This window comes from Streptomyces sp. Tu 3180, assembly GCF_009852415.1.
Lineage (GTDB): Bacteria > Actinomycetota > Actinomycetes > Streptomycetales > Streptomycetaceae > Streptomyces.
Genome location: NZ_WOXS01000002.1, coordinates 6,762,780 through 6,789,694, shown reverse-complemented (window position 1 = coordinate 6,789,694; position 26,915 = coordinate 6,762,780). Strand labels below are relative to the sequence as shown.

Below are 26,915 nucleotides of genomic sequence, written 5' to 3'. Positions count from 1 at the left end.
CGGGGTCCCGCCCCGCGGCACAGAAAGGCGATGCCATGCCCCTGCGTTTCGACGCACACGTCTCCACGGCCGAGACCGACTACGGCACCGTGCTCCTGGACGAACGGGCCGGGACCTACTGGGAGCTGAACCCCACCGCCACCCTGGTGGTGCGGACCCTGCTGGACGGCGGCGAGGCCGCCGACGCGGCCGCCGCCCTGGTCCGCGAGTTCGACATCGAGCGGGCGCAGGCGCTGCGGGACGTCGAGGCACTCGTCGGCGACCTGCGCGAGGCGGGGCTGGCCTCATGACGACGCCCAGCGCGCTGGAACGCCCCGCCGGGGTGCCGCCGGGGCGGCGCCTGGCGGCCCGCCTGGTCCTGCTGCCCGCCGTCGCGCTCGCCCTGCTGCCGCCCCGGCGCATCCGCGCCGTGCTCCGTGTGCTGCGGCGCGGCGCGGCGCCCGCCACCGCCGCCCAGGCGCAGGCCGCGCGCGACGCCCTGTGCGCCGTCAGCCTGCACTGCACCGGGCCGAAGGGGTGCCTGCCGCGCTCCCTGGGGGCCGCGCTGCTGTGCCGGCTGCGGGGGACGTGGCCGACCTGGTGCGCCGGGGTCCGCGTCGTCCCGCCCTTCACCGCGCACGCCTGGATCGAGGCGGAGGGCCACCCCGTCGGCGAAGGGGTGCCGGACGGCTACTTCGCCCGGCTGGTCCGCGTCGAGCCGCCGGCCCGGTGACCGCCGGCCCTCCGGCCGGGGCCGGGGACGGGCCACCCGGGCGGCGGTGGTCGCCCACCGCCTGTCCACGGTGCGGCCCGCCGGCCCCGTCGTCGTCCCGGGCCGGCGGCGCACCGCCGGCCCGGGGCGGCACGGGGAACCGCCGGCCACCGGCCCCCTCCACCGCGAGCCGGCCCGGAGCCGGACGCCGTGGCCGTGCCCGGTCGCCTTCCTGGACATGCCCGCCGAAACGGAACGTGTCATCGTGGCATGAGCGGGCCCGGACCGGGTTACCCGGCCCCGGCACGTCCACCAGCGAAGGAACGGATGACGATGACGAGTGGCTTCATCGGCCCGGAGGGTGACCCTTTCGCAGAATTCCTCGCGCGCTTCTTCGGCGGACCGCGCCCCCGTCAGATCGACATCGGCAGGCTGCTCAGCCAGCCCGCCCGGGAGCTGGTACGCGGCGCCGCCCAGTACGCCGCCGAGCACGGCAGCCGGGACCTGGACACCCAGCACCTGCTGCGCGCCGCCCTCTCCGCCGAGCCGACCCGGAGTCTGCTCAGCCGGGCGGGCGCGGACCCCGACTCCCTGGCGTCGCAGATCGACGACCGTTCGGGGCCGGTCCAGTACGGGCCCGGTGACGCCCCGCCGCCGACCTCGCTGTCCCTGACCCCCGCCGTCAAGCGGGCCCTGCTGGACGCGCACGAACTGGCCCGGGCGAGCGGTGCCGGCTACATCGGCCCGGAGCACGTGCTCAGCGCCCTGGCCAACAACCCCGACTCGGCCGCCGGGCACATCCTGGGCGCGGCCCGGTTCGCCCCCTCCGGCCCGCAGGAGGCGCCGGAGGCCCCGCCGGCCCGCGCCGAACGGCCGCGCCCCGCGACGGGCACGCCGACCCTGGACAAGTACGGCCGCGACCTCACCGAGCTGGCCCGCGAGGGCCGCATCGACCCGGTGATCGGCCGGGACCAGGAGATCGAGCAGACCGTCGAGGTGCTCTCCCGGCGCGGCAAGAACAACCCGGTGCTGATCGGTGACGCGGGCGTCGGCAAGACCGCCGTCGTGGAGGGCCTGGCCCAGCGGATCGCCGAGGGGGACGTGCCCGACGTGCTCCTGGGACGGCGCGTGGTCTCCCTGGACCTCACGGGCGTCGTCGCCGGAACCCGCTACCGGGGCGACTTCGAGGAGCGGATGAACAACATCGTCGAGGAGATCCGCTCCCACTCCGACCGGCTGATCATCTTCATCGACGAGCTGCACACCGTCGTCGGCGCCGGGGGCGGCGGCGAGGGCGGTTCGCTGGACGCCGGCAACATCCTCAAGCCGGCCCTGGCGCGCGGCGAACTGCACGTGGTGGGCGCGACCACGCTGGGCGAGTACCGCCGGATCGAGAAGGACGCGGCGCTGGCCCGCCGCTTCCAGCCGATCATGGTGCCGGAGCCGACCCCCGCGGACGCGATCGAGATCCTGCGCGGCCTGCAGGACCGGTACGAGGCCCACCACCAGGTCCGCTACACCGACGAGGCGCTGGTGGCGGCCGTGGAGCTGTCCGACCGCTACCTGAGCGACCGCCGTCTGCCGGACAAGGCCATCGACCTCATCGACCAGGCCGGGGCCCGGGTACGGCTGCGGGCCCGCACCAAGGGCACCGACGTACGGGCCATGGAGCGCGAGGTCGAGCAGCTGACCTGCGACAAGGACCAGGCGGTCGCCGACGAGCAGTACGAGCGGGCCACCCAGCTGCGGGACCGCATCGGCGAGCTGAAGCTGCGGATCGCGGACGCCGGCGGCGACGGCGAGGTCGACGAGGGACAGAGCCTGTGGGTGGACGCCGAGGCGATCGCCGAGGTGGTGTCCCGGCAGACCGGCATCCCGGTCAGCCGCCTCACCGAGGAGGAGAAGGACCGGCTGCTGAACCTGGAGCGGCACCTGCACCAGCGGGTCGTCGGCCAGGACGAGGCGGTGCGCGTCGTCTCGGACGCGGTGATGCGCTCCCGCGCGGGTCTCGCCAGCCCCGACCGGCCGATCGGCAGCTTCCTGTTCCTCGGGCCGACGGGCGTCGGCAAGACGGAGCTGGCGCGGGCGCTCGCCGAGGCGCTGTTCGGCAGCGAGGACCGCATGGTGCGCCTCGACATGAGCGAGTACCAGGAGCGGCACACCGTCAGCCGGCTGGTCGGCGCCCCGCCCGGCTACGTGGGGCACGAGGAGGCCGGTCAGCTGACCGAGGTGGTGCGCCGGCACCCGTACTCGCTGCTCCTCCTCGACGAGGTGGAGAAGGCGCACCCGGACGTCTTCAACATCCTGCTCCAGGTCCTCGACGACGGCCGGCTGACCGACTCCCAGGGCCGGACGGTGGACTTCACCAACACCGTCATCGTGATGACCAGCAACCTCGGCTCCGAGGTGATCACCCGGCGCGGAGCGACCCTGGGCTTCGCGGCGGGCGGCACGGGCGCGGACGAGGAGGCGCGGCGCGAACAGGTCCTGCGGCCGCTGCGGGAGCACTTCCGGCCCGAGTTCCTCAACCGGATCGACGAGGTCGTGGTCTTCCGCCAGCTGACCGCCCAGGAGCTGCGGCAGATCACCGACCTGCTGCTGGAGGGCACCCGGCGCGGGCTCAAGGGCCAGGGGATCGCGGTGGAGTTCACCGACGCGGCCGTGGACTGGCTGGCCGAGCGCGGCCACCAGCCCGAGTACGGCGCCCGGCCGTTGCGCCGCACCATCCAGCGGGAGGTCGACAACGAGCTCTCCCGGCTGCTCCTGGACGGCCGCGTCAAGGAGGGCGGCCGGGTGACGGTGGACGCGCAGGACGGCAGGCTCCTCTTCCGCACCCAGGAGACACCGTCCGCCGAGCTGTGAGCGGGTGAGCGAGGACGGGCGCCCCCGGCGTGTTCGCCGGGGGCGCCCGTGTGTCTGTCCGCCGGGACGCCTACCGCGCCGGGCGCACGACCATCGCCGAGCCGCCGCCCCTGCGCACCTTCTCCGCCGCCGCGAGCCACTTGCCGCCCGGCAGGCGCTGGACGCCCGTGGTCGCGCCGATCTCCGGGTTCTCCCGGAAGGAGTGCCCGACGGCTTCCAGCTCCTGCCGCACCTCGCTGTCGTACAGGCCGGGTTCGAGGTCCGTCAGCGCCGTGTTGCGCTGGCTGGCGCGGGGCGCGGCGATCGCGTCGACCAGGGGCAGTCCGCGGTCGAGGAAGCCGGTGAGGGTCTGCAGCACGGTGGTGATGATGGTGGACCCGCCCGGTGAGCCGAGGGCCACCACCGGCCGGTCGTGCCGGTCGAGCACGATCGTCGGGGACATCGAGGACCGGGGCCGCTTGCCGGGGCCCGGCAGGTTCGGGTCGTGCACGGCGGGGTCGGCCGGGGCGAAGGAGAAGTCGGTCAGCTCGTTGTTGAGCAGGAACCCGCGGCCGGGCACGGTGATCCCGCTGCCGCCGGTCTGCTCGATGGTGAGGGTGTAGGCGACGACGTTGCCCCACCGGTCGGCGGTGGTGAGGTGCGTGGTGCTCTCGCCCTCGTACGTCGTCGGGGCGGCCCTGCCGCCGCTCGCGCAGGGCCGCGGGTCGCGCGGGTCGCCGGGGGCGAGCGGGCTGGTGAGGACGGCGTCGTCCCCGATGAGGCACTCGCGGGAGTCGGCGAACCGCTGGGAGAGCAGTTCCTTCGTCGGTACGTCCTCGAAGGCGGGGTCGCCGACCCAGCGGCCGCGGTCCGCGAACGCGATGCGGCTCGCCTCGATGAAGCGGTGCAGGTACCGGACGTCGCTCACCTTCGACAGGTCGGTCCGCTCCAGGATGTTGAGGGCCTCGCCGACCGTGGTGCCGCCGGAGGAGGAGGGCGCCATGGAGTAGACGTCCAGGCCGCGGTACGAGGTCCTGGTGGGCGCCTGCGACCTGGTGCGGTAGGCGGCGAGGTCCCGGGCGGACAGGTCGCCGGGGCGGGCGTTCCAGTCCGAACCGGGGTCCACCGGCGGCTTGTTGACCGTGTCGACGACGTCCCGGCCGATGTCGCCCCGGTACAGCGCGCCGACGCCCTTACGGCGCAGCTCGGCGTAGGTGCGGGCGAGGTCGGGGTTCTTGAAGGTGGAGCCGACGGCCGGGAGTTCGCCGCCCGGCAGGAACAGCTCGGCGGTGTCGGGGAAGTGGCGGAAGCGGGTCTCGTTGGCGGCGGTCTGCGCGCGGAAGGTCTCGTCGACGGTGAAGCCGTCGCGGGCGAGCCGCTCGGCGGGTTCCAGGACCGTCCCGAGTTTCCTGCTGCCCCACGCGTCGAGCGCCCGCTGCCAGGTCGCGGGGGTGCCCGGGGTGCCGACGGCGAGACCGCTGCTGACGGCTTCGGCGAAGGGGATCGGCGCGCCGTCCTCCAGGAACAGGCCGGAGTCGGCGGTCAGCGGGGCGGTCTCGCGGCCGTCGATGGTGTGCACGGTGCGGGAGCGGGCGTCGTAGTGGACGAAGTAGCCGCCTCCGCCGATGCCGGCCGAGTAGGGCTCGGTGACACCGAGCGCGGCGGCGGTGGCGACGGCCGCGTCGACGGCGTTGCCTCCCTTGCGCAGGACCTCGATCCCGGCGGCGGAGGCGTCGGCGTCGACGCTGGAGACCGCGCCGCCGTGTCCGACGGCGACCGGGACCTTGGGGGCGCGGTCACCGGGCGTGCCGTGCTGGGTGGGGGGTGCCGCCGCCCCCACCGAGACCAGGGCGGCACAGACCGCCGGGACCACCAGTTTCCGAGCGACGGGACGACGCATCCGCACCTCCGGTGACAGGCCGTCCGCGCAGCCTAGTTCAGCCGGCGCGGTCCCGTCAGGAACCTTGCGGGGCGTGCCGCCGCGGATCCTCGGGCGTGCGTGCGGACCTCGTGTCGAACACGGGTTTGTGTGAGCCCGCTACCATGCGCGCCCATGACTGACGACGTGCGCAACATCGTTCTGGGTGTGGTGGCCGCCGGCATCAGCGCCGCGCTGGGCTGGATCGCCCGTACCTACCTCTGGAAGCGGAAGCTCCGGCGCAAGCAGGCGTTCTTCGGCCTGCCGGAGAACGCCGAGTCGCTGCTCGTCGTCAACCGCGATCCCGCCGCGACGGAGCCCGCGGTGCACCGCTTCGACGTGTTCGCGCTGCTGGAGCTGTCCGCGCTGATCAAGGACTGCGGGGCGCACGTCCAGGTGGTGACGCAGGACGCGGCGCACCAGGGGTTCGGCGAGCGGACCGAGTTCTGCGTGGGCGGCCCGGGGTCGAACCGGCGGATGGCGGCCCACATGGCGGCGATGCTGCCGGGCGTGCGGGTCAACGTCGACCCGGAACCGGGCCCGGACCGGGGCGCCTTCCAGATCGGCACCGAGCGCTACCGCATGGACCCCGGCGTCACCGAGTACGTCCTGCTGGCCCGGCTGACCGCCGGTGACCGGCGCGACACCCGGCCGGTGTTCCTGTTCTGCGGTCAGCGCGCGATCACCAACCAGGCCGCCACCCGCTACCTCGCCCGCAACCACGAGCGGCTGGCCCGCAAGCACGGCTCCGGCTCCTTCGTCCTGCTGCTGAAGGTGGTCAACTCCCAGGCGTACGGCCCCGATGTGGTCGAACTGGTCGCGGACGTGACCCGGGCCGCGCAGACCCCGCTGCCGGCCGCCGCTCCCCGCACGTCGCACCGGGCGTCCTGAGGGACGCCGTGCGCTCCGCCTCGACACAACCCGTCCGGCGCGCAGCTGACCTTCTCCTCGCCGGCGGACGACTCGTCGTACGTGTCGGTTCCGCCGCCCGAGCAGTGATCTCCGGCTGCCGCCGGACGGGACTGGCCGATGTGAACCGCCGCTCCCCGCGGGCCGGGGGCGGTGGGTCCCTCCCGGCGGCGGCGTCCCCGCCCCTGTGGCGAAGCCCCCTCCCCCACCGGGACGGAGGGAACATCCTAGTCGAGGTCCGGGCGGACGGACCCGCGGACCTCGAACCGCTCCGGCGGGACGTGCTGCGGCACGGTCCCGTGCGCGCGGAGGTCGCTGTCCCGCAGGACGCGCGGGTTCCCGAAGTACTGGTTGACGTCACGCGGTTCGATCAGCGGATCGACGGCCATACCCACCCTCTGCCTGCCTCGGGACGTGCGGTGGCTGCCGCACCGTATCCGGGCAAGATCGCCGGGACGGCGCGACACGCATTCCCCGGCCATTAGCCTTATTTACGCCTCCGCGCCTTCCCGCCCCCACGCCCCCACGCCCTTGTGCCTTCGGCACGGCGTGCCTTCGCGTCTTCGCCCCGGACCGCCGGCCGGGGTCCGGGTGTCTCACACCTCCGCGACCTCGGCGTACAGCTGCGACAGCTCGGGCACGCCGTGGGCGGCCCACGCGTGTCCGGAGTCCACGACGTCGAACTCCCGGCCGGAGGCGAGCCGTACGACGGGCTGTCCGTCGGACCGGATCTCCCAGGCGGCCCCCGGCACGGTGCGCACGATGACGGTGCCCAGGTACAGCCCGGCGTCGTTGCCCAGCCAGGTCAGGGTCTCCTCGTCGTCCCGCCAGCCCGGCACCAGTTGGTCCAGCGCCTCCAACGAGGCCGGGGAGTCGTCCAGTCGGACACCCGCCCGGAAGGCCTGGGAGCGCAGCAGTTCACACTCCGCGAGGAGGTCCGCGATGCCCTCGGGGCCGGGAAACCCGATCTTCCGGCGCCGGTTGCCCAGGAAAGGGATGTTCATACCTCCAGCCTGTCATTCGTGCCGTTCTCCGCACCACAGGCGCGCGGGACCGGACGGGCCGGCGGGGAGGCGCGGCCGGCCGCCGCGGGCCGGAGGTCACACGTCCAGGTCCACCACGACCGGCGCGTGGTCCGAGGCGCCCTTGCCCTTGCGCTCCTCGCGGTCGACGTAGGAGTCCGTGACCGCCTTGGCGAACGAGGCGTTGCCGTACACCAGGTCGATGCGCATGCCGCGGTTCTTCGGGAAGGCGAGCTGGCGGTAGTCCCAGTACGTGAACGGGTGGTCGTACTTGAGCGGGCGCGGGACGACGTCGGACAGGCCGGTCTCGCGCAGCGAGGCGAGGGCGGCGCGCTCGGCGGGGGTGACGTGGGTGGAGCCCTCGAAGACGGCCCGGTCGAAGACGTCGTCGTCGGTCGGGGCCACGTTGTAGTCGCCCATGACCGCGAACGGGCGGCTGCCCGCCGCGTCACCGGCCACGGCCGCCTTCAGGGCCTCGAACCACTGGAGCTTGTACGCGTAGTGGGGGTGGTCCACCTCACGGCCGTTGGGCACGTAGACCGACCAGACGCGGACCGGGCCGCAGGTCGCGGAGACGGCGCGCGGCTCGACGGCGCCGTCGTAGCCGGGGTCGCCGGGCAGGCCCTTGACGACGTCCTCCAGGCCGACGCGGGAGAGCACCGCCACGCCGTTCCACCGGCCGGTGGCGTTCACCGCCGACTCGTAACCCAGCTCGCGCAGCTCCTCCACCGGGAACTTCTCCTCGGCGACCTTGGCCTCCTGGAGGCACAGCACGTCCGTGCCGCTGCTCTCCAGCCAGGCCAGGAGCCTCGGCAGGCGGGCGGTGATCGAGTTCACGTTCCAGGTCGCGATGCGCATGTCCCACAACCTACCCGGCCCCTGTGACAACCCGCGGCAGCCGCCCGCCGGCTCACACGTCGGCCGACGCCCCCGGTGCGAGCCGCAGGTGCTCGGAGCCGCCGAGCGCGCCGATCTGGCGGTCGTAGATCGGGCGGGCGAGGTCGGTGAGCAGGGCGTCGTGGATGTCGTAGGCGCGCCGCGGCGCGACTTCGCGGACGTAGTCGATGACCTCCGAGATCTTGTTCCAGGGGGCCATGACGGGCAGCATCAGCGTCTCGACCGGGTGGTCGGGGACGGTGAGCGCGTCCCCGGGGTGGAAGAGCTTCCCGCCGTCGACCAGGTAGCCGACGTTGGTGACGCGCGGGATGTCCGGGTGGATCACCGCGTGCAGTTCGCCGTGCACCTGGACGTCGAAGCCCGCGGCGGTGAAGGTGTCGCCGTGGCCGACGGTGTGCACCCGGCCCGGGAACGCCGCCGAGATCCGCTCCGCGACCGATCTCAGGGTCCAGACCTCGGCGGCCGGGTCGGCCTCCAGGGCGGCGCGCAGCCGGCCCTCGTCGAAGTGGTCGGGGTGCTCGTGCGTGACCAGGACGGCCTCCGCGCCGAGGGCTGCGTCCTCCTCGCTGAACCCGCCGGGGTCGAGGACGAGGGTGCGGCCGTCCTTCTCCAGGCGGACGCAGGAGTGCGACTTCTTCGTGAGCTTCATGGATCCATCCTGTGCTTCGTGGGGCCGTCCCGCCCCGGTGCCCGTCGCCGTGCGGCGCGCCGGGGCGCCCGGGGTCACTCCTGGGGCGTGGTCTCCTCGCGGACGACCTGCTGGGCCACCCGGAACGCCCTGTTCGCCGCCGGGACGCCGCAGTACACGGCCGCCTGGAGCAGCACCTCCTTGATCTCGTCCGGGGTGAGGCCGTTGCGCAGGGCGGCCCGGGTGTGGGAGGCGAGGTCCTCCAGGTGCCCGCCGGCGACCAGGGCGGTGAGGGTGACGCAGCTGCGGGTGCGCCGGTCGAGTCCGGGCCGGTCCCAGACCTCGCCCCAGGCGTAGCGGGTGACGAACTCCTGGAAGTCGCCCGAGAACGCGTCGGCCTGCGCCAGCACCCCGTCCACGTGCGCGTCCCCCAGCACCTCCCGGCGGACCTTGATCCCGGCGTCGTACGGGTCGGGCCTGCCCTGCGCCTGCGGCCCCGCGACGGGCGGGGCGATCTCGGCGACGGGAACGGGCTGCGGCGGGGCGGCGGCCAGGACCGGTCCGGCCGCCGTCGCGGGCAGCGCGGTCTGGCCGGTGGCGGTCTCGAACGCCGGCTGCCAGGCGGTGGAGAAGTGCCTCACCAGCAGGTCGGTGACGGCCGCGGGCTGCTCCACCGGCACCAGGTGGGAGGCGCCCGGCACGACGGCGAGCCGGGCGTCCGGGATCCCGGCGACCAGGGTGCGCGCCTCGGCGGGGCCGGTGACCTGGTCCTCGGAGCCGACCAGCACCAGGGTCGGCACGCCGACGCTGCCGATCTCCGCGCGCACGTCGAAGGAGGCGAGCGCCTCGCAGGCGGCGATGTAGCAGCCGGGGTCGGTGGTGCGCACCATCTGCACGGCCCACTCGGTGATCGCGGGCTGGGCGGCGGCGAACCCTCCGGTGAACCACCGGTCCGGCGCGGAGCGGGCGATGGGGTCGAGTCCGTTGGTGCGCACGACGACCCCGCGCTGGCGGAACTCGTCCGCCGTGCCGAACCGGGGCGAGGCGGCGATCAGCGCGAGGGAGGCGAGGCGCTCGGGATGGCGCAGGGCCAGCTCGATGCCGACGGCGCCGCCGAGCGCGCAGCCCGCGTAGCCGAAACGCTGCACGCCGAGGCCCTCGAGGGTGGCGAGCAGCCGCGCGGTGAGGTCGGCGACCGAACCCGCGGGGTACGCGGGGGCGCCTCCGTGTCCCGGCAGATCGAACCGGAACACGCGCCACTGCTGGGTCAGCTCGGGGACCTGCCGGTCCCACATGTGCCAGGTCGTGCCGAGCGACGGCCCGAGGATGAGGACGGGTGCGTCTTCCGGGCCGTCGAAGCGGTACTGGAGGGCAGGGGTGTTCGTCTCGCTCACCGCTCCACGCTAACGGGCGGAACGGTGCGTTCCGCCACGGGGCCCGGATCCTCACACCCGACACACCGTCAGGAACCGGCCACCGGCCGCCCGGTGCGGCCCGCCGCCGGGATTCACCGGACGGGTGAGCGGGGAACCCTCACACCGCCTTCACCCGGGCCCCACACCGCTCGGCCGGCTCCGCGGGGTGCGCGTGCCGCCCGTCGGCGGCGAGGCCGGGGCCCCGGTGTCACCCGGACGCGGTGCCCCGCCCCGCCCGTGTCCCCGCCGGCCCCGCGCGCCGAGGGGCCGGCGGGGACCGTCACCGGGGAGGGCGGGGGTCACCGGCCCTCGCGCGGCCCGCCCGGCGGGGTGCCGCGCCGGTGCCGGTCACGTGGACCACCCGACGGCCTCCCGGGTGCTCGGCCGGGACGCGCCCATGCCCTCGATGTCGCGCTCGGCGGCGTCCAGCAGTTCCTTGGCGAGCGCGGTCATGGCCCGGCCGGCCGCCAGTTCGTCGCCGATCCCGGGCACGTTCATGTCCGCGGGATGACAGTGTGCGGTCCCCTGGCCGGTGAGCTCCGTGGTGCCGGTGTCCAGCACCACGCGCGCCTTGGTCGTCCCCTCGTCGTCCTCGAAGAGGTGGAGTCGAACCTTCCATTCCACCGTGTGCATCATCGCTGCCCTCCTCGTCCCGGGCCGGGCGGCGGCCCGCCCTCGCCGGGTCCCGTCCGTCGGCGCGGGATCCCTCACCGGCCGGCCGTCGCACTCCACCATTCTGTCCGCGCGGCCCGGGCACGGCGCGTCGGCCGGGCTCACGGACGCGCGGGGGCGGCCGCGCCCCGCCCCCGGAGCCGGCGGGAGGCGGCTCCCTCCCCTGTCGTGGGGGTACGGGAGGGGGAAGCCCGGCCCGGCGGGTGCGGCGGAGCCGGGTCCGTGCGTCCTCCGCGGTTCGCCGGGAGGAGGGGGGCCGCGGTGCACGGCCGGGGGCCGCTCGACCCGGCGCGGCGAGGCGCGGCGTCACGTCGCGCTTCCTCGCCGGCCTCGCGCTGCCCGCGCGGCGCCGCGTGCACCTGCCGGGGGAACGGGCGCCGTCCCGTGGCGCTCCGGCCGAAGCCTTTCGAACCGATTCCGGTCGGACAGTCGTTCCCCGGCGCAAGCATCCGATCATTAAGGGACACCCGGGAAACACGCCCCTCTCGCACCGATGCCGCCTGCCTACGGTGCCACCACCGGGCCGGGCGGGAACCGCCGCCCCATCGAGGCCGGTGCGTTCGACGAGACGACTGGAGAGGGAAACATTCATGGCGAGTGTGGAAGTGTCGCTGAAGGAGATCATGACCGCCGTCGAGGGGGCCCTCGGAGCGGCCGTCGTCGACTACTCCAGCGGCATGGCCCTGGGGACGCTCGGCGGGGGCAAGGACCTGGACCTCACCATCGCGGCGGCCGGCAACACGGACGTGATCCGGAACAAGGTGCGCACCATGGAGATGCTGGGCCTGTCGGGCCGGATCGAGGACATCCTCATCACGCTCGGGACCCAGTACCACCTCATGCGGCTGGTCACCGGCCGGAGCGGCAGCGGCCTGTTCCTGTACCTGGTGCTCGACAAGTCCCGTTCGAACCTGGCGATGGCCCGGCACCAACTCAAGCGGATCGAAGACCAGTTGGAAGTGTGAACGCCCCGGGATCCAGGTCGACGCACGCCCGTGATGTGAAGATTTCTTCAAGTCACCACATCAACATGATCCCAATCCGTGGGTGCGCGCCACACCGAGCGAGAAGGATCGGACCCGAAGGACACACCGTGCGGCGGCGCCCGGGCCGGGGAGCCGCCGCACCCCGGAGAACATCCCCGATGCGGCAGGGAGCGCACACCCATGCAAGTTCCCCTCTACCAGGCCAAGGCGGAGTTCTTCCGCATGCTGGGGCACCCCGTGCGCATCAGGGTCCTGGAACTGCTGCAGCACGGGCCCGTGCCGGTGCGGGACCTGCTCGCCGACATCGACATCGAACCGTCCAGCCTCTCGCAGCAGCTGGCCGTGCTCAGGAGGGCCGGCATCGTCGTCTCGGTCCGGGAGGGCTCCACCGTCCGGTACGCCCTCGCCGGTGGCGACGTCGCCGAACTGCTCCGCGCGGCCCGCCGGATCCTCACCGAGCTGCTGGCCGGGCAGAGTGAGCTCCTGGCCGAACTCCGGCAGTCGGACGCACCCGTGGCGTCGGTCCCCAGGAGCGGGCGCGGCTGAGCGAGCGCGGGGAGACCGGCGGGACCGCGCCGGGGAGGGCCCTCGCGCGGCCGGCGCGGACCCACCGGCGGATCCGCGTGCCCGCCGCCCGGCGCCCCGCGGGGGCCGCCGGGCGGCGCGTCGGCCGGACCCTCACGGATCGCCCGGTGCGTCGAGACCGGTCAGCGCGCCGACGGGGTCCGGGTCGGGGGTGCCGCGGGGCCACCAGTCCTCCTGGCCCGGCTCGGACTCGTAGGCGTACCACAGGTGGTCGCGGCCGAGGCGGAGCTGGACGTGGCCCCGGGGGTGGGTGAGGCGGTTGCGCCGGGGACGGAAGGCCGGGAGGTCGGCGGCGAGGAGGAGCGGGCGGGCACGGTCGAAGCGGCCGGCCGGCGGGTCCCACGGCTCCTCCAGGACGGCGAGGCCCGTCGGGCCGCCCTGGCGCCAGGCGGCGACCGCGCGCGCCAGCTCGGCGGGGGTGCGTCCGGCGGCGGTGGCGAGGGCGGAGTACAGCGCGCGCGTGGCCGCGGTCAGGCCGGAGCCGGGGCGGGCGGCGGCGAGCCGCACCGCGTCCTGCCACAGGGTGAGCCCGCCGACCGGGTCACGGCCGGTGGTGAGCAGGGCGTGGGCGCGGGCGGCCGCGTCGGTGGCCAGCTGGTCCAGCGCGAACGGGTCCGGGCCGCCGGGGGACGCGGGGTACACCGGGGGCTGCTCGGGGTGCGCGGGCGCGGGCAGCGGGGCCGGGAGCGGCGGGAGGGCGCGCGGGGCGAGGGCGTCGACGGCCCGTACGCCGGGCAGGGGCTCCGGCTCCTTCTCCCGGGCGGCGCGGGCCGCGCGGGCGGCGCTCAGCCGGGACAGGGCGTCGATCACCTCGCGCTCGCCGCGTCCGCGCAGCAGGAGCAGCACGAACGGGTCGGCGTCGAGCAGCCGGGCGGTCTGGTAGCAGAGCGCGGCGGCGTGCTTGCAGGGGTGGCCGGAGTCCGGGCAGCTGCAGTGCGGGTCGAGGTCGCCGGGGACGGGCAGCAGGGGGACCCCGCAGTCGGCGAGGGACTGGGGCATCTCCTTGTCCAGCAGTGCCGCGATGTGGCCGGGCCGGTCGGCGGCGGCGTCCAGGAACCGCTCCCAGTCGGCGTCCCGGAACGTCCGCAGCCGCACCTGCACGCGGTACGGCCGCGGCCGGCTGCCCCGCACGTACGCGAGGACGAGCCCCGGGGTGACGGTGATCGCGTCGACGTGGCCCTGCTCGGCGTACCCGCGCCCGCGCGCCAGCCGTGCGGCGTCCAGCGCGCCCTCCTCGAGCGCGGTGACCCACGCGTTGCCCCACCAGGTCTCGGCGAAGCCCCCGCCGTCCGAGGCGCGGGGCGGGAAGGCGGGGAAGGTGCGGCGCAGGTCGCCGTCGCGCGCGGGGACGGCCATGGAGCGGGGGACGGCGTGCGGCGCGGCGTGGGGGACGGGGGACGTCGGCGGTGCGGTGCCGGGTCCGGTGTCCCGCCGGGTCCCGGGCGGGCCGGGGACGCCGGGGGGCGGAGTGCTCCGGTGGGCGCGGGGGCCGGCGTCGGGTGCCCGCTCCGGCTCGTCCGGCGGGGCGGGCATGCGGAAGGCGTCGGTGAGCGCCTCGCGCACCTCGCGCGCCCGGACGTCGGCGGCACGGTCGCCGCGGGTGGTGCGCGGCACCCGGGGGGCGGGGTGCGGGGTGCGCCGTGGGCGGGGCTCGACCCGCCCCTCCCGGTCGCCGGCCTCCGTGCGGACGCGCAGGGCCTCCTCGCGGGCGGAGCGCAGTGCCTCCCGGGCGATGTCCCCGGGGCGCTGTGCGGGGCGGTCCGCGGCCCTCTCGGCTCCGGGTCCGGCAGCGGCCGGCGCGCCGTCGGGCAGCTCGCCGGGCGGTGCGTCGTCGGCTGCCGGGGAGGCGGTCGTCGGGGAGACGGCTGCCGGGGAGGCGCCGGTGTCCTGCTCCGCGGGCGTGTCGGCGTTCTCCCCGCCCGGGTCGCCGAGGTCACCGGCCGCGGGGGCCGCGGCGCGCCGGGCCCGCACCGCGCGGCGCAGCGCCTCGCGGGCCGCGTCGCCCGGGCGCTGCTCCCGCTGCGCCGGCCGCTCGGGCCGCCGGGCGGCCGGGTCGGGGGCGGTCCGCCGGTCGGGGGTGCCGGGGGACGCGGGTTCGCGGCCCGCCCGCTCCCGCGCCGCGCGCAGGGCCTCGCGGGCCTCGTCGGACGGGCGGGGCGTCATGCCGGCCTCCGCAGGGACACCAGGTCGGACAGCTCGCGGTCGGACAGCTCCGTGAGGGCCGACTCGCCGGAGCCGAGGATCGCGTCGGCGAGGGCGCGCTTGGACTGGAGCATCTCGGCGATGCGGTCCTCGACGGTGCCCTCGGTGATGAGGCGGTGGACCTGGACGGGCTGGGTCTGGCCGATGCGGTAGGCGCGGTCGGTGGCCTGCTCCTCGACCGCCGGGTTCCACCAGCGGTCGAAGTGGACGACGTGGCCCGCGCGGGTGAGGTTCAGCCCGGTGCCGGCGGCCTTGAGCGACAGCACCAGGACGGGGGTCGCCCCGCTCTGGAAGCGGTCCACCATGCGCTCCCGCTCCGGCACCGGCGTACCGCCGTGGAGGAGGTCGACCGGGACCGCGCGCTCGGTCAGGTGCGCGGTGATCAGGCGGGCCATCCCGACGTACTGCGTGAACACGAGGGCCGAGCCGTCCTCGGCGAGCAGGGTGTCCAGCAGCTCGTCCAGCAGGGCGAGTTTGCCCGAGCGGGCGGCGAGCCGGCCGTCCCCGGCCCGCGCGTGCTCCTCCTTCAGGTACAGCGCCGGGTGGTCGCAGATCTGCTTGAGCGAGGTCAGCAGTTTCAGCACCAGGCCGCGGCGGCCCATGCCCCGCGCGGTCTCGATGGCGTGCATCGACTCGCGCACCACCGCCTCGTACAGCGCGGCCTGTTCACGGGTGAGCGGCACGGGGTGGTCCGTCTCGGTCTTGGGCGGAAGTTCGGGGACGATGCCGGGGTCGGACTTCCTGCGCCGCAGGAGGAAGTGGCGCACCAGGCGGGCGAGGCGTTCGACCGCCTCCTCGTCCTCGCCGGTCTCCACCGCGCGCGCGTGCCGGGCGCGGAAGGACTTCAGGGGGCCGAGGAGTCCCGGGGTCGTCCAGTCGAGCAGGGCCCACAGTTCGGAGAGGTTGTTCTCGACGGGGGTGCCGGTCAGCGCCACGCGCGCGGGCGTCCCGATGGTGCGCAGCGCCTTCGCCGTGGCCGAGTGGGGGTTCTTGACGTGCTGGGCCTCGTCGGCGACGACCATGCCCCAGGTCCGCGCGGCCAGCGTCGGCGCGGCGGAGCGCATGGTGCCGTAGGTGGTGAGGACGAAGCCGCCGTCCAGGTCGTCCAGGGTGCGGTCGGGGCCGTGGAAGCGGCGGACGGGGACGCCGGGGGCGAACCGGGTGATCTCCCGCTGCCAGTTGCCGAGCAGCGAGGCCGGGCAGACCACCAGGGTCGGTTCGGTACGGGCCCGTTTCAGGTGCAGGGCGATGACGGTGACGGTCTTGCCGAGGCCCATGTCGTCCGCGAGGCAGCCGCCGAGGCCGAGGGAGGTCATGAGGTCGAGCCAGGCCAGGCCCCGCAGCTGGTAGTCGCGCAGGGTGGCGGCCAGGCCGGGCGGCTGTTCGGCGGGGCCCACGCCGGCGGTCAGGCGGTCGCGGAGGACGGCCAGGGCACCGGTCGGCACCGCCTCGACCGTCTCGCCGTCGACCTCCGCACGGCCGGTGAGGGCGACGGACAGCGCGTCGACCGGGTCGAGCAGCCCCAGGTCGCGCTTGCGGGCCTTGCGGACGAGGGCGGGGTCGACCAGCACCCACCGGTCGCGCAGCCGGACGACCGGGCGGTGCGCCTCGGCCAGGGCGTCCATCTCGGCCTCGGTGAGCGGGTCGCCGCCGAGGGCGAGCCGCCAGCCGAACCGCAGCAGGTCCCCGCTCTCGAAGAAGCCGGTGCCGTCGGTCGCCGAGCCGGGGGCCGGGCGGACCACCGCCGTGGCGGTCAGGTCCTGGGCGAGGTCCCGGGGCCAGTGCACCGCGACGCCGGCCGCGGCGAGCCGGCCGGCCGCCACCCCGAGCAGGTCGTTCAGCTCGTCCTCGGACAGCGCCAGCACGTCGGGCACGTCCTGGTCGCGGAGCCGGTCCAGCGGCGGCCAGACGCGGGCCGCGCGGCGGACGGCGAGGGCGGCGTCCACCCGCGCGCGGGGACCGAAGGCGCCGTCCGCCTCGCCCGCCCACAGGGCGGCCGCGTCGGTCACCAGCGTGGGGTCGGCGAGGCTGTGCACCTGGACGATCGCCGCGCCCGCGCCGCGCGCGCCCGCCCCGTCGCCGTCCGCGCCGGCTCCCGGGCCGCCGCCGTCGAAGAGGTCGTGGGCGGACAGGTCGAGGCGGAGGGAGATCCGCACCCCGGCGTCCATCCCGGCGGCGACCTCGGCGGCCCAGTCCCGGGCGCCGGGCAGCCGCTGGGCCCCCCGGGCGGCGAACGGCGCTCCGGAGGCGTACGGCGCGGCCGGGGTGCGGGGCAGGGTGTCGGCGACCGCGTCCAGGAAGGCGCGCACCAGCGCTTCGGGCTGCGGCAGCCGGAGCGGGCCGGGCCCGGGCAGCGGGACGGCGTGGCCCTCGTACGGCAGGGCGGCGGCCACGGCGCGCAGGTGCGCCACGTCGTCCGGTTCGAGCGGGCCGGCGCGCCAGGCGTCGTGGCCGGCGGCGGTCAGGCCGGGCAGCAGCCGGCCGCGCGCCGTGAGCCGCAGTGCGTGCAGGGCGGCGGCGCCCCAGCAGGCGGTGGCGGGGTGGGCCGCGGGGTCGTGGCGGGCGCGGACCAGCAGGGGCAGTGCCTCGTCGAGGGGGAGCGAGAGGGCCGGGGTCGTCCGCCGGCGCACCCCGGCGCCGTGCGGGCGGACGACGGTGAGCTCGGTGCGCCGCGCGGGGGCCGCCGCGGTGTCCCCCGTCCCTGCGTGCCCCGCGTCGACGGCTCCGCCCTCGGGGTCCCAGAAGGCGATCCGGCCGTCGCGCGGGAGGGGGGCGGGCAGGAAGACGGCGGCGAGGCGGACGGGAACCTCCGGCCCGTCCGCGCGTGCCCCGGCCGTCCGCCGCCCGGCCACCGCGGTCCCCTCGCCCATGCGCCCCGTCACCTCCCGCCCGCGTGTCCGATCAGTCGTCCTCGACTCTACGGGCGGGGTCCGACAATCGGGCCCGGCGGCCTCCTGCGCGCCCGCCGGGGCCGGGGCGGCGCGGGATCAGGGCACCGTCCGGGAGACGACGTACACCCGGGGGTAGCCCGGCTTGTGGTGGTTGACGACGACGTCGTGGGTGGGTGCCGGGTTCTTCTGCTCGTGGACGAGGCCCGACCAGGTGCCGGGGCCGTCGAAGGTCCAGCCGGTGACGTGCCGGTCGCGCGCGCCGATGGTGAGGTCGTCCCGCTTCAGGTCGTCCGGCCGCACGCCCATGCTGGTGAGGAAGGCGTTCAGGCCCGCGTCGGTGGTCTCGAACTCGACGTAGAGGCGGCTGGTCTTCCAGTTGTTGGTCTCGTAGTACGCGACCCACCAGGCGGGGTGCGGGACGGGCACCTGGTAGATGCGGCGCTGCAGCTTCGACGGCCAGCCCTCGGTCAGGCCGGTCGCGGAGTACTTGGCCTCCTTGTCCTTGCCGCTGGCCCGGCTCTGGTTCGCGGAGATCACCAGATAGCCGGCCGGGATGCCGATGAGCAGCACGATGATCAGCAGGGTGAGGGCCCTGCGGCGGATCACGTGCCGGCGGTCCTCGGCCGGGCGGGACCCCTCCGTGCCCCCCGTCCGCTGGGGGAACTCACCCGTCACAGCGACTCCCGGATGGTGCGGCGGACCTCCGCGTACCGCTCGTAGCGCTCGTGGCGCTCGACCCGGCGGCGCTTGGCCCGGCGGAAGCGGCGGGCGACCAGGCGGGCGAGGTCGGCGGCGCCGACCATGCCGGCCTCGGGGCCGAGCTGGGCGCGGACGATGCGGGCCTCGGGGCGGTAGCCGCGGCCGGTGAGGTGGCGCTTGAAGGCGTCCCGCGCGGGGCCGATCAGCAGGTCGTCGGCGGCCGAGACGCCGCCGCCGATGACGAAGCAGGACGGGTCGAGGGCGGCGGCCAGGTTGGCGATGCCGACGCCGAGCCACTGCCCGATGTCCTGGAGCAGCTCGATGCACATGGCGTCGCCCTCGCGGGCCAGCTCGGTGATCATCGGGCCGCTGATGTCGGCGATGTTGCCCTTGACGTGCTCGATGATCCCGAAGGCGACCGGCGAGTCGGCGGCGGCCAGCTCGCGCGCCTCGCGGACCAGGGCGTTGCCGGAGCTGTACTGCTCCCAGCAGCCGCGGTTGCCGCAGGGGCAGCGGTGGCCGCCGGGGACGACCTGCATGTGGCCGAACTCGCCGGCGACGCCGTACCTGCCGCGCTTGACCTGCCCGTCCTCCAGGATCGCGCCGCCGATGCCGGTGCCCAGGGTGATCATGACGAGGTGGTCCTCGCCGCGTCCGGCGCCGAAGCGCCACTCGGCCCAGGCGGCGGTGTTGGCGTCGTTGTCGACCAGCACGGGCACGGACAGCCGCCCGGAGAGGCGGTCGCGCAGCGGCTCGTTGCGCCAGGACAGGTGGGGGGCGAACAGCACGCGGTTGCGGTCGGCGTCGACCCAGCCGGCCGCGCCGATGCCGACCGCGTGCACGTCGTGCCGGTCGGACAGGTCCAGCACCAGCTCGACGATGGTGTCCTCGACGACCTTGGGGCTCTTGGACTTGTCCGGGGTCTCCGCGCGGAGTTTCTCCAGGATGTTGCCGTCGGCGTCCACGACGCCCGCCATGACCTTGGTGCCGCCGATGTCGATGCCCACCGTCGGGACGCGGGGCGCCGTCAGGTGGGAGCGGCGCTCCCGCGTGCCGACGGTTCTGAGGACCGGGGCCCGGCGGGAGCCGATGGGGGCGGTGAAGTCGCGGTAGGTGCTCATCGTGTGCGATTGTGCCGCACGGCTCCGCCGGGTGCCGAACAGGCCGGGCTCGGGGCGGCACCGTCCGGTGCCGGGCGTGCCGGGCCGGTCGCGCCCGGGCGGCGGGGCGGCGCATCGGCACGGCCCCGCGCCCCGGGGCCTGTCGTTCGAATCGTGCCGCGGACGCGGGGCCCGGCACGGCGAGGTCACGTCACCGCCGATGCCCCGCGGCCTGATCCGGACGACGGCCCTGGCGGGCACGTCGCAGTTCGTGGCGCAGGCCGTCGAGCTCGTCGCCGCCGGCCATCTGCCTCGTCAGCTCGTCCAGGGTGATCTCGTCCCGCTCGTGGTTCCCCACCGCCGTGCCCCGCTTCAGCAGGACGAACCTGTCGCCCACCAGGTACGCGTGGTGCGGGTTGTGGGTGATGAGGACGACGCCCAGGCCCCTGTCCCGTGCCGCCGCCACGTACTTCAGGACCACACCGGACTGCTTCACGCCCAGGGCCGCCGTCGGCTCGTCCAGCACCAGCACCTTGGCGCCGAAGTACACCGCGCGCGCGATCGCCACGCACTGCCGTTCGCCGCCGGAGAGGGTGCCGATCGGCTGGTCGACGTCGCGCAGGTCGATGCCCATCCGGAGGAGTTCGGCGCGGGCGGTGCGGCGCATGAGGTCGACGTCCATCCGCTTGAAGGGGCCGACGCCCCTGCGCGGCTCGGAGCCGAGGAAGAAGTTCCGCCAGACCGGCATGAGCGGGACGACGGCCAGGTCCTGGTGGACGGTGGCGATGCCGCGGTCCAGGGCCTCGCGCGGGGAGGACAGGCGCGTGGTCTCGCCGTCCAGGGCCAGTGTGCCGCCGTCGTGCCGGTGCAGCCCCGCGATGATCTTGATCAGGGTGGACTTGCCGGCGCCGTTGTCGCCCAGCACGCAGGTGACCTCACCGGCGTGCACCCGCAGGGAGACCCCTTCGAGGGCGCGCACGTTGCCGTAGTGCTTGCTGACGCCGGACAGCTCCACCAGCGGCGTGCGGTGTGCGGTCCCGGTCATTTCACGGCCTCCGCGCGGCGGCGCACCCAGGTGTTGAGCAGGGTCGCGAGGAGCAGCATCCCGCCGAGGAAGAACTTGAACCAGTCCGGGTTCCACTCGGCGAAGACGATGCCCTTGCTGGTCATGCCGAACAGCAGCGCGCCGACCGCCGAGCCGACGGCGCTGCCGTGGCCGCCGGTGATCAGGCAGCCGCCGATGACGGCCGCGATGATGTAGACCAGCTCGTTGCCGACGCCCTCGCCGGACTGGACGACGTCGTAGCTGAAGAGCAGGTGCTGGCCGCAGATCCAGGCGCCGAGGGCCACGCCCATGTAGAGGCCGGTCCTGGTCCGGGCCACGGGGACGCCCACGGCGCGGGCCGCCCGCTCGTTGCCGCCGACCGCGAGGATCCAGTTGCCCGCGCGGGTGCGCAGCAGGATCCAGCTGCCGAGGGCGACCAGCGCGAGCCACCACACGACGGTGATCTTGACGGGGACGCCGCCGACGGTGAGGGTCGACGCGAACAGGGCCCGTGCGCTGTCGAAGCCCTCCATGTCGGCGATCGTCCTGGTGGAGACGGTGCCGCTGACGAGCTTGGTGAAGCCGAGGTTGATGCCGGTCAGCATCAGGAAGGTGCCGAGCGTGATGATGAAGCTCGGCAGCCGGGTGCGGGCCAGCATGATGCCGTTGAAGGCGCCGACGGCGAGCGTGACCAGCAGGGACACCCCGACGCCGACCCAGACGTTGGCGGTCATCTGGTAGCTGAACATCGACGAGAGCAGCGCCGACGAGGTGACCAGGACGCCGGCCGACAGGTCGAACTCGCCGCCGATCATCAGCAGCGCCACCGGGACGGCCATGATGCCGATCGTGGAGGACGCGTACAGCACGGTGCCGAGGCTGGAGGCGCGCAGGAAGCCGTCGGCGGCGAGGGCGAAGCAGCAGAAGACGGCGATCGCGCCGACGATCGAGCCGAGCTCGGGGCGGCTCAGCAGCCGCCGGAGCGGGGGCGAGGCGCGCAGAAACCTTTCATCAGAAACGTCGGGAGTCGTCGTGCTCATCGGGTGCCCCGCTTCGTGTACGCCTCGAGCGCGGCCGCGTCGGCCCCGGTGATGATCTGCGGACCGGTGAGCACCGGGCGGCCGCCGCCCAGGACGTCGGCGTTGTAGCGGTACAGCCACAGCAGGTCGACCGCCTCGTAGCCCTGCAGGTAGGGCTGCTGGTCGACGGCGAAGCCGAGGCTGCCGTCCTTGAGGCCGGCGGCGACCTTGGCGTTGAGGTCGAAGGTGTCGATCTCGGCGTCGCTGCCCGCGCCCTCCCGGGCCTTCACCGCGGTGTCGGCGTAGGGCGCGCCCAGCGTGACGACGGCGTCCACGTCGGGGTCGGACTGGAGCCGGGCCTCGATCGCCGACTGGACGTCGGGCATGCTCGTGCCGTTGACGTGGAGCCGGACCAGCGTGCCGTCGAAGGTCTTCGCCACGCCGTCGCAGCGCTGCTCGTGGCCGACGTTGCCCTGCTCGTGCAGGACGCACAGGGCCTTCTTCCGGCCCCGTTCGTCCAGCTCCTCGCCGACGGCCTCACCGGCGATCGTCTCGTCCTGGCCGATGTGGGCGAGCGCGCCGAACTCCCGGGACTCGGCCGAACCGGAGTTCACGGTGACCACCGGGATGCCGGCCTCGCGGGCCCGGGCGAGGACCGCCCTCATCGCGTCCGGCTTGGCGAGGGTGACGATGATCCCGTCCACCTTCTTGTCGATCGCCGCGTCCACGAGCTGTGCCTGCTGCTGGGCCTCGTCGTCGTGGGAGTACAGGAAGCGGACGTTGTCCTTCACCGCGGCCTGCTCCGCCCCGTTCTGGACGATGTCCCAGAAGGTGTCGCCGTCCCCCGCGTGCGTGATCATCGCGAAGGTCCAGCGGGGGGTGTCCACCGCCGCCCTGCCCTGGGCGGCCGCGGCCGCCCGGGCGTCCTCCGCCCGTTTGCCGCCGGTACTGCTGCATCCGGCGAGCGAGAGGCTCAGCGCCCCCGCCACCGCGACGCCCACCCAGGTCCAAAACCGTGCCACGAGGCCGTGCCCTTCTTGCTGTGTTCCGCCGTGCGTGGGACCGATGACCGCACCGGCCCCAAACGCCCCATTCTGGAACACGGACCTCAGAGGCCACCGCCCGGGGAGCGGGAACCGGTCACATTGTCCGGACATTGCGACGAAGGGCGGCGTCCGCCGCTTCCCGTCACCCCGCGCCGCGCCGCGGCCGTCAGGAGCGGACGAGCAGCTGGAACTCGAAGGAGTAGCGGGAGGGCCGGTAGGTGTGGGTGCCGAACTCCACCGCACGGCCGGTGTCGTCGAAGGTCACGCGCTGCATGGTGAGCAGCGGGGCGCCGGTCTGCTCGCCGAGGCGCTCGGCCTCGTCGGCGGTGGCGGCCCGGGCCCCGATGGTCTGGCGGGCGCTGTGCAGGGTGATCCCGGCGGCCCGCATCAGCCGGTACAGGCCGGTGGCCTCCAGCTGTCCGGTCTCCAGGTCGAGCAGGCCGGGCGGCAGGTAGTTGCACAGGTACGCCATCGGCTCCCCGTGCGCGAGCCGCAGCCGCTCGATCCGGTGCACCTCGCCGCCCTCGGCCACCCCGAGGGCGGCCGCGACCTCGCCGGGCGCGGCGACGACGGTGTTGACCAGGACCTTCGTGGCCGGACGCTGGCCCGCCGCCTCCAGGTCGTCGTAGAGGCTGCTGAGCTCCAGGGGGCGCTTGACCTGGCTGTGCACCACCTGGGTACCGACTCCGCGGCGGCGCACGAGGAGGCCCTTGTCGACGAGGGACTGGATGGCCTGGCGGACGGTCGGCCGGGACAGACCGAGCCGCGCGGCGAGCTCGATCTCGTTGCCCAGCAGGCTGCCGGGGGTCAGCGTGCCGTGCTCGATAGCGGCCTCCAGCTGCTGGGACAGCTGGAAGTACAACGGCACGGGGGAGCTGCGGTCCACGCTCAGCTCCAGCTGCACGGTCGGGTCCACTTCTGGTTTCGGCACGGCCCGAGCGTAGCTCCGTGCGCTGTTGACGGGAAGTTGTGTAGTCCGGTTGTCCGGACATGCGCATTGACAGGAGAGGGCGCGGACCGCACTTTGTTTCCATGCGCATCGGGGTCATCGGTACGGGCCGCATCGGCACCCTTCACGCCCGCACGCTCAGCAGGCACCGCGACGTCGGCTCGCTGATCCTCACGGACGCGGAGCCGGCTCGGGCCCGGGCGCTCGCGCACCGGCTCGGCGAGACGGCGGCACCCGGGATGGACGAGATCTTCGCCTGGGGAGTGGACGCCGTGGTGATCACGACGTCCACGTCCGCGCACGCCGAACTGATCGGCCGGGCGGCACGCGCGGGGCTGCCCGTGTTCTGCGAGAAGCCCGTCGCCCTGGACCTCGCGGGCACGTTGCAGGCGATCAGGGAGGTCGAGGCCGCCGGAACCGTCCTGCAGATGGGGTTCCAGCGCCGCTTCGACGCCGGTTACACGGGCGCGCGCGAGGCGGTGCGCTCGGGCCGGCTCGGTCGGCTGCACACCGTACGGGCGACGACCGGCGAGACGGAGCCGCCGCCGGCCGGGTACCTGGCGCAGTCCGGCGGGCTGTACCGGGACACCCTGATCCACGACTTCGACATCCTGCGCTGGGTGACCGGCCGGGAGGTCGTGGACGTCTACGCCGCCGGGTCCGACGCGGGGCCCGCGGTGTTCCGGGAGGCGGGCGACGTCGACACCGGCGCGGTGCTCCTCACCCTCGACGACGGCACGCTCGCCACGGTCACCGCGACCCGCCTGAGCGGCGCGGGCTACGACGTGCGCATGGAGCTCGCCGGGGAGCGGGACCAGATCGCCGTCGGCCTGGACGACCGCACGCCGATCGCGTCCACCGAGCCGACCGGGCCGCCGCCCGCGGACAAGCCGTGGACCGGGTTCCCGGAGCGGTTCGGGCCCGCGTACGAGGCGGAGCTGATCGCGTTCGTCGAGGTGGTGCGGGGCGAGCGGGCCAACCCCTGCGACGGGCGCGAGGCCCTGCGGGCGCTGCGGATCGCGGAGGCGTGCGAGCTGTCCCGGCGGGAGCGCAGACCGGTCCGGCCGGCGGAGCTCGCGGGCGGGGCGGACGCGGCGTTCGACTGACGGGCCCGCCGGGCCGGGGCCGCGTCGTCGGGGCGCCCGGCCGTGACGAGGCCGGGCCCGGGGGACGCGGTCGTGGAGAGCGGGGCGCCTTCGGTGGGCGAACGGCGGCGGACGGGGGCGGGCCGGGCACGCCCGCGCGGCGCTATCGCCCCCCGGCGTCCTCCAGGAGCCCGGCGTCGTGGGCGAGCAGGGCGATCTGCACGCGGTTGTTGAGCCCGAGCTTGGCCAGGATCCGGGAGACGTGGGTCTTGACCGTGGCCACGCTCATGAAGAGCCGCGCGGCGATCTCCGCGTTGGCCAGGCCCCGGCCGACCGCGACGGCGACCTCGCGTTCACGGTCGTTGAGGGCGGTGATCCGCTCACGCGCGCGCGTACGCCGCGTGTCGGCGGCGGTGCCGGCCGCGTGGGCCATCAACTGGCGGGTGACGGCGGGCGACAGGACGGGGTCGCCGGCCGCGACCCGGCGCACCGCGGCGAGGATCTCGGCGGGCGGTGTGTCCTTGAGGACGAATCCGGCGGCGCCCGCGCGCAGCGCCCGCAGCACCTGCTCGTCGGCGTGGAAGGTGGTGAGCACCACCACCTGCGGGGCGTCCTCGCGCCGGCGCAGCGCCTCGGTGGCGGCGAGCCCGTCCACCGTCGGCATCCGGATGTCCATGAGGACGACGTCCGGGCGGGTGCGGTCGACGAGCGCCTCGACCTCGCCGCCGTCGGCGGCCTCACCGACGATCTCGATGTCGTCGGCACCGCCCATCATGAAGGACAGCCCGGCCCGCACCAGGGGGTCGTCGTCGACGAGGAGCAGTCTGATCGCGGTCATGGTGTGCATGTCATCACGGTGGGGCGGGTCGTGAACACACCGAGCGGCCGCTCCGCCGGGCGCCGCCCGGCGGACGCCTCCCGCCGGCGCGTCCGGCGCTCCCGGCCCACGGCTCACCGCCGGTCCCCGGTCCCGGCCCCCGCCCGCCCCCAGGGCAGCCGTGCCCGCACCTCGAACCCGCCGTCGGACGTGGGCCCGTGGTCCAGGGTGCCGCCCGCCAGGGTGGCCCGTTCGGTGAGGCCGATCAGGCCCTGCCCGGCGCCGGGCACGGGCGGTGCGTTCCCCCCGGACGGGGGATTGCGCACGGTCACGGTGAGGCCCTCCCCCGGCCCGCCGGTGACCGACACGGTGACCTCCGCGCCGGGGGCGTGCTTGCGGGCGTTGGTCAGGCCCTCCTGGACGATCCGGTAGGCGGTGCGGCCGACCGAGGCGGGGACGGCGGCCGGGTCGGTGACCCGCTGCTCCAGGGTGACCCGCGCACCGGCCCGCCGGGACTCGGCGACCAGGGTGCGGAGCGCCGCGAGCGTCGGCTGCGGCCGGCCGCCGGCGTCGTCGGACTCGCCGGCCCGCAGCACACCGATGATCTCCCGCAGGTCCTGCAGTGCCCCGTGCGCGCTCTCCCGGATGACGCCCGCCGCCCGCGCGATCTCCTCGCGGGGCGCGTCGGGCCGGAACTCCAGGGCGCCCGCGTGCACGCTCAGCAGCGTCAGCCGGTGCGCGAGCACGTCGTGCATCTCGCGGGCGATGGCCTCGCGCGCGAGCCGCTGCGCCCGCTCGGCCCGCAGCAGCGCCTCCGTCTCCGCGCGCCGGGCCCGGTCCCTGAGGCTCAGCACGAGCTGCCGCTTGGACCGTACGAACATGTCCCAGCCGACGACCGCGACCATCAGCACCTCGAAGAGGACGAGCGAGGCGAGGTACGGCAGGTCGGGATCGGGGCGCCACCAGAAGTAGAGCGGGACGAGCACCACGTGGGCGCCGCCCACCCACGCCACGTACCGGAAGGGGCGGTGCACGGCGAGCGTGAACAGGGCGATGACGGCGACGCCGCCGGAGGTCTCCGAGACGAAGCTGACCGGGACCATGACCGCGGCCAGCCCGAGCGGCCACCGCCGGCGCAGCCAGATCGCGGCGCAGGACAGCGCGCCGAGTGCCTGGTCGGCGAGGGCCAGGGACCTCGGGACGGAGGAGCTGCCGGCGAGCGTCTCGGCACCCGCCAGGCCCACGAGGACGGCCAGCAGGAAACAGGAGAAGTCGACGGCCCAGTCGCGCGCGGTGCGCCGGGGCCGGCGCCCGGAACGGGCCCCGTCGGGGTCGAGTTCGTGGATGAGGGCGGACGGGAAGAACCATCTGCGGCCCGTGAACACCGGGACGGTCTGCGCCGCCTTGTCACCAGTCACGGTCGGCAAATCTACGCAGGGGGCACCCGTGCCGCCGCGGCGCGGACGAAATCACCCACCTACGTCGCACCGGCGCAGAC

24 protein-coding genes are annotated in these 26,915 nt (G+C 75.1%); 7 read left to right on the top strand and 17 right to left on the bottom strand.

What is annotated here, in order from left to right:
* Nucleotides 1-35: 35 nt before the first annotated feature.
* From GL259_RS31150 to GL259_RS31140, 3 genes are all read left to right on the top strand, one after another.
* A complete protein-coding gene (locus GL259_RS31150; protein ID WP_159536602.1) occupies nucleotides 36-290 on the top strand; it encodes a lasso peptide biosynthesis PqqD family chaperone in 255 nt (84 codons plus the stop codon).
* On the top strand, nucleotides 287-712 hold the full coding sequence (locus GL259_RS31145) for a lasso peptide biosynthesis B2 protein (protein ID WP_159536601.1): 426 nt from the start codon (nucleotides 287-289) through the stop codon (nucleotides 710-712). The genes GL259_RS31150 and GL259_RS31145 overlap by 4 nt, the downstream gene beginning before the upstream one ends.
* A gap of 312 nt (nucleotides 713-1,024) precedes the next feature.
* Nucleotides 1,025-3,553, top strand: coding sequence for an ATP-dependent Clp protease ATP-binding subunit (locus tag GL259_RS31140; RefSeq protein WP_159539139.1), 2,529 nt, complete (start codon nucleotides 1,025-1,027; stop codon nucleotides 3,551-3,553).
* Nucleotides 3,554-3,623: 70 nt separating this feature from the next.
* Here the strand turns inward: GL259_RS31140 and ggt are convergent, their stop codons facing one another.
* Nucleotides 3,624-5,432: a gamma-glutamyltransferase gene (gene ggt, locus GL259_RS31135; protein WP_159536600.1), complete on the bottom strand. Its 1,809-nt coding sequence runs from the start codon at nucleotides 5,430-5,432 to the stop codon at nucleotides 3,624-3,626.
* Between the two features lie 153 nt (nucleotides 5,433-5,585).
* Here ggt and GL259_RS31130 point away from each other — a divergent pair, with 153 nt between their 5' ends.
* Nucleotides 5,586-6,341 carry a hypothetical protein gene (locus tag GL259_RS31130; protein ID WP_159536599.1) on the top strand — a complete coding sequence of 252 codons (756 nt, stop codon included), beginning with the start codon at nucleotides 5,586-5,588 and terminating at the stop codon, nucleotides 6,339-6,341.
* A gap of 245 nt (nucleotides 6,342-6,586) precedes the next feature.
* Here GL259_RS31130 and GL259_RS38025 read toward each other — a convergent pair whose 3' ends face one another.
* The 6 genes from GL259_RS38025 to GL259_RS31100 form a co-directional block, all read right to left on the bottom strand.
* Entirely contained in the window at nucleotides 6,587-6,748 is a 162-nt protein-coding gene (locus tag GL259_RS38025; RefSeq protein WP_208026540.1) for a hypothetical protein, read from the bottom strand.
* A 207-nt stretch (nucleotides 6,749-6,955) separates the two neighbouring features.
* The gene (locus GL259_RS31120) at nucleotides 6,956-7,363 is read right to left on the bottom strand and encodes a DUF6278 family protein (RefSeq protein ID WP_159536598.1); all 408 of its coding nucleotides are present in this window, start codon (nucleotides 7,361-7,363) and stop codon (nucleotides 6,956-6,958) included.
* Between the two features lie 96 nt (nucleotides 7,364-7,459).
* On the bottom strand, nucleotides 7,460-8,239 hold the full coding sequence (locus GL259_RS31115) for an exodeoxyribonuclease III (protein WP_159536597.1): 780 nt from the start codon (nucleotides 8,237-8,239) through the stop codon (nucleotides 7,460-7,462).
* A 52-nt stretch (nucleotides 8,240-8,291) separates the two neighbouring features.
* A complete protein-coding gene (locus GL259_RS31110) occupies nucleotides 8,292-8,927 on the bottom strand; it encodes an MBL fold metallo-hydrolase (protein ID WP_159536596.1) in 636 nt (211 codons plus the stop codon).
* Nucleotides 8,928-9,001: 74 nt separating this feature from the next.
* Nucleotides 9,002-10,300 carry an alpha/beta fold hydrolase gene (locus GL259_RS31105; RefSeq protein WP_159536595.1) on the bottom strand — a complete coding sequence of 433 codons (1,299 nt, stop codon included), beginning with the start codon at nucleotides 10,298-10,300 and terminating at the stop codon, nucleotides 9,002-9,004.
* 369 nt (nucleotides 10,301-10,669) lie between these two features.
* Nucleotides 10,670-10,957 carry a DUF1876 domain-containing protein gene (locus GL259_RS31100; protein ID WP_159536594.1) on the bottom strand — a complete coding sequence of 96 codons (288 nt, stop codon included), beginning with the start codon at nucleotides 10,955-10,957 and terminating at the stop codon, nucleotides 10,670-10,672.
* A 626-nt stretch (nucleotides 10,958-11,583) separates the two neighbouring features.
* Between GL259_RS31100 and GL259_RS31095 the strand changes: the two genes are divergently transcribed.
* Both GL259_RS31095 and GL259_RS31090 read left to right on the top strand, forming a co-directional pair.
* Nucleotides 11,584-11,958 (top strand): hypothetical protein, encoded by a 375-nt coding sequence (locus GL259_RS31095; RefSeq protein ID WP_159536593.1) that lies wholly within the window; start codon nucleotides 11,584-11,586, stop codon nucleotides 11,956-11,958.
* Between the two features lie 201 nt (nucleotides 11,959-12,159).
* A complete protein-coding gene (locus GL259_RS31090; RefSeq protein ID WP_159536592.1) occupies nucleotides 12,160-12,525 on the top strand; it encodes a metalloregulator ArsR/SmtB family transcription factor in 366 nt (121 codons plus the stop codon).
* A gap of 132 nt (nucleotides 12,526-12,657) precedes the next feature.
* On the opposite strand, the gene GL259_RS31085 is transcribed toward GL259_RS31090, so the two are convergent.
* The 8 genes from GL259_RS31085 to GL259_RS31050 all read right to left on the bottom strand — a co-directional run bounded on the left by GL259_RS31085 (nucleotide 12,658) and on the right by GL259_RS31050 (nucleotide 23,470).
* Nucleotides 12,658-14,727 (bottom strand): SWIM zinc finger family protein, encoded by a 2,070-nt coding sequence (locus GL259_RS31085; protein ID WP_159536591.1) that lies wholly within the window; start codon nucleotides 14,725-14,727, stop codon nucleotides 12,658-12,660.
* Entirely contained in the window at nucleotides 14,724-17,636 is a 2,913-nt protein-coding gene (locus GL259_RS31080) for a DEAD/DEAH box helicase (protein WP_243762431.1), read from the bottom strand. The genes GL259_RS31085 and GL259_RS31080 overlap by 4 nt, the downstream gene beginning before the upstream one ends.
* 117 nt (nucleotides 17,637-17,753) lie before the next feature.
* Entirely contained in the window at nucleotides 17,754-18,332 is a 579-nt protein-coding gene (locus GL259_RS31075; RefSeq protein ID WP_159536590.1) for a sugar kinase, read from the bottom strand.
* Nucleotides 18,329-19,477, bottom strand: a complete 1,149-nt coding sequence (locus GL259_RS31070) for an ROK family glucokinase (RefSeq protein ID WP_159536589.1) — start codon at nucleotides 19,475-19,477, stop codon at nucleotides 18,329-18,331. Before GL259_RS31070 ends, GL259_RS31075 begins: the two co-directional genes overlap by 4 nt.
* Before the next feature lie 190 nt (nucleotides 19,478-19,667).
* Nucleotides 19,668-20,501, bottom strand: coding sequence for an ATP-binding cassette domain-containing protein (locus GL259_RS31065; RefSeq protein WP_159536588.1), 834 nt, complete (start codon nucleotides 20,499-20,501; stop codon nucleotides 19,668-19,670).
* The gene (locus GL259_RS31060; RefSeq protein ID WP_159536587.1) at nucleotides 20,498-21,541 is read right to left on the bottom strand and encodes an ABC transporter permease; all 1,044 of its coding nucleotides are present in this window, start codon (nucleotides 21,539-21,541) and stop codon (nucleotides 20,498-20,500) included. Before GL259_RS31060 ends, GL259_RS31065 begins: the two co-directional genes overlap by 4 nt.
* The gene (locus GL259_RS31055; RefSeq protein ID WP_159536586.1) at nucleotides 21,538-22,542 is read right to left on the bottom strand and encodes a sugar ABC transporter substrate-binding protein; all 1,005 of its coding nucleotides are present in this window, start codon (nucleotides 22,540-22,542) and stop codon (nucleotides 21,538-21,540) included. The genes GL259_RS31060 and GL259_RS31055 overlap by 4 nt, the downstream gene beginning before the upstream one ends.
* 190 nt (nucleotides 22,543-22,732) lie before the next feature.
* Complete coding sequence (locus GL259_RS31050) at nucleotides 22,733-23,470, bottom strand: GntR family transcriptional regulator (protein ID WP_208026640.1); 738 nt, start codon at nucleotides 23,468-23,470, stop codon at nucleotides 22,733-22,735.
* Between the two features lie 128 nt (nucleotides 23,471-23,598).
* On the opposite strand from GL259_RS31050, the gene GL259_RS31045 reads away from it, so the two are divergent.
* Nucleotides 23,599-24,621, top strand: a complete 1,023-nt coding sequence (locus GL259_RS31045; protein ID WP_159536585.1) for a Gfo/Idh/MocA family oxidoreductase — start codon at nucleotides 23,599-23,601, stop codon at nucleotides 24,619-24,621.
* Between the two features lie 142 nt (nucleotides 24,622-24,763).
* Here the strand turns inward: GL259_RS31045 and GL259_RS31040 are convergent, their stop codons facing one another.
* A complete protein-coding gene (locus GL259_RS31040; protein ID WP_159539133.1) occupies nucleotides 24,764-25,438 on the bottom strand; it encodes a response regulator transcription factor in 675 nt (224 codons plus the stop codon).
* A gap of 113 nt (nucleotides 25,439-25,551) precedes the next feature.
* Nucleotides 25,552-26,835, bottom strand: coding sequence for a histidine kinase (locus GL259_RS31035; RefSeq protein ID WP_159536584.1), 1,284 nt, complete (start codon nucleotides 26,833-26,835; stop codon nucleotides 25,552-25,554).
* Nucleotides 26,836-26,915: the final 80 nt, after the last annotated feature.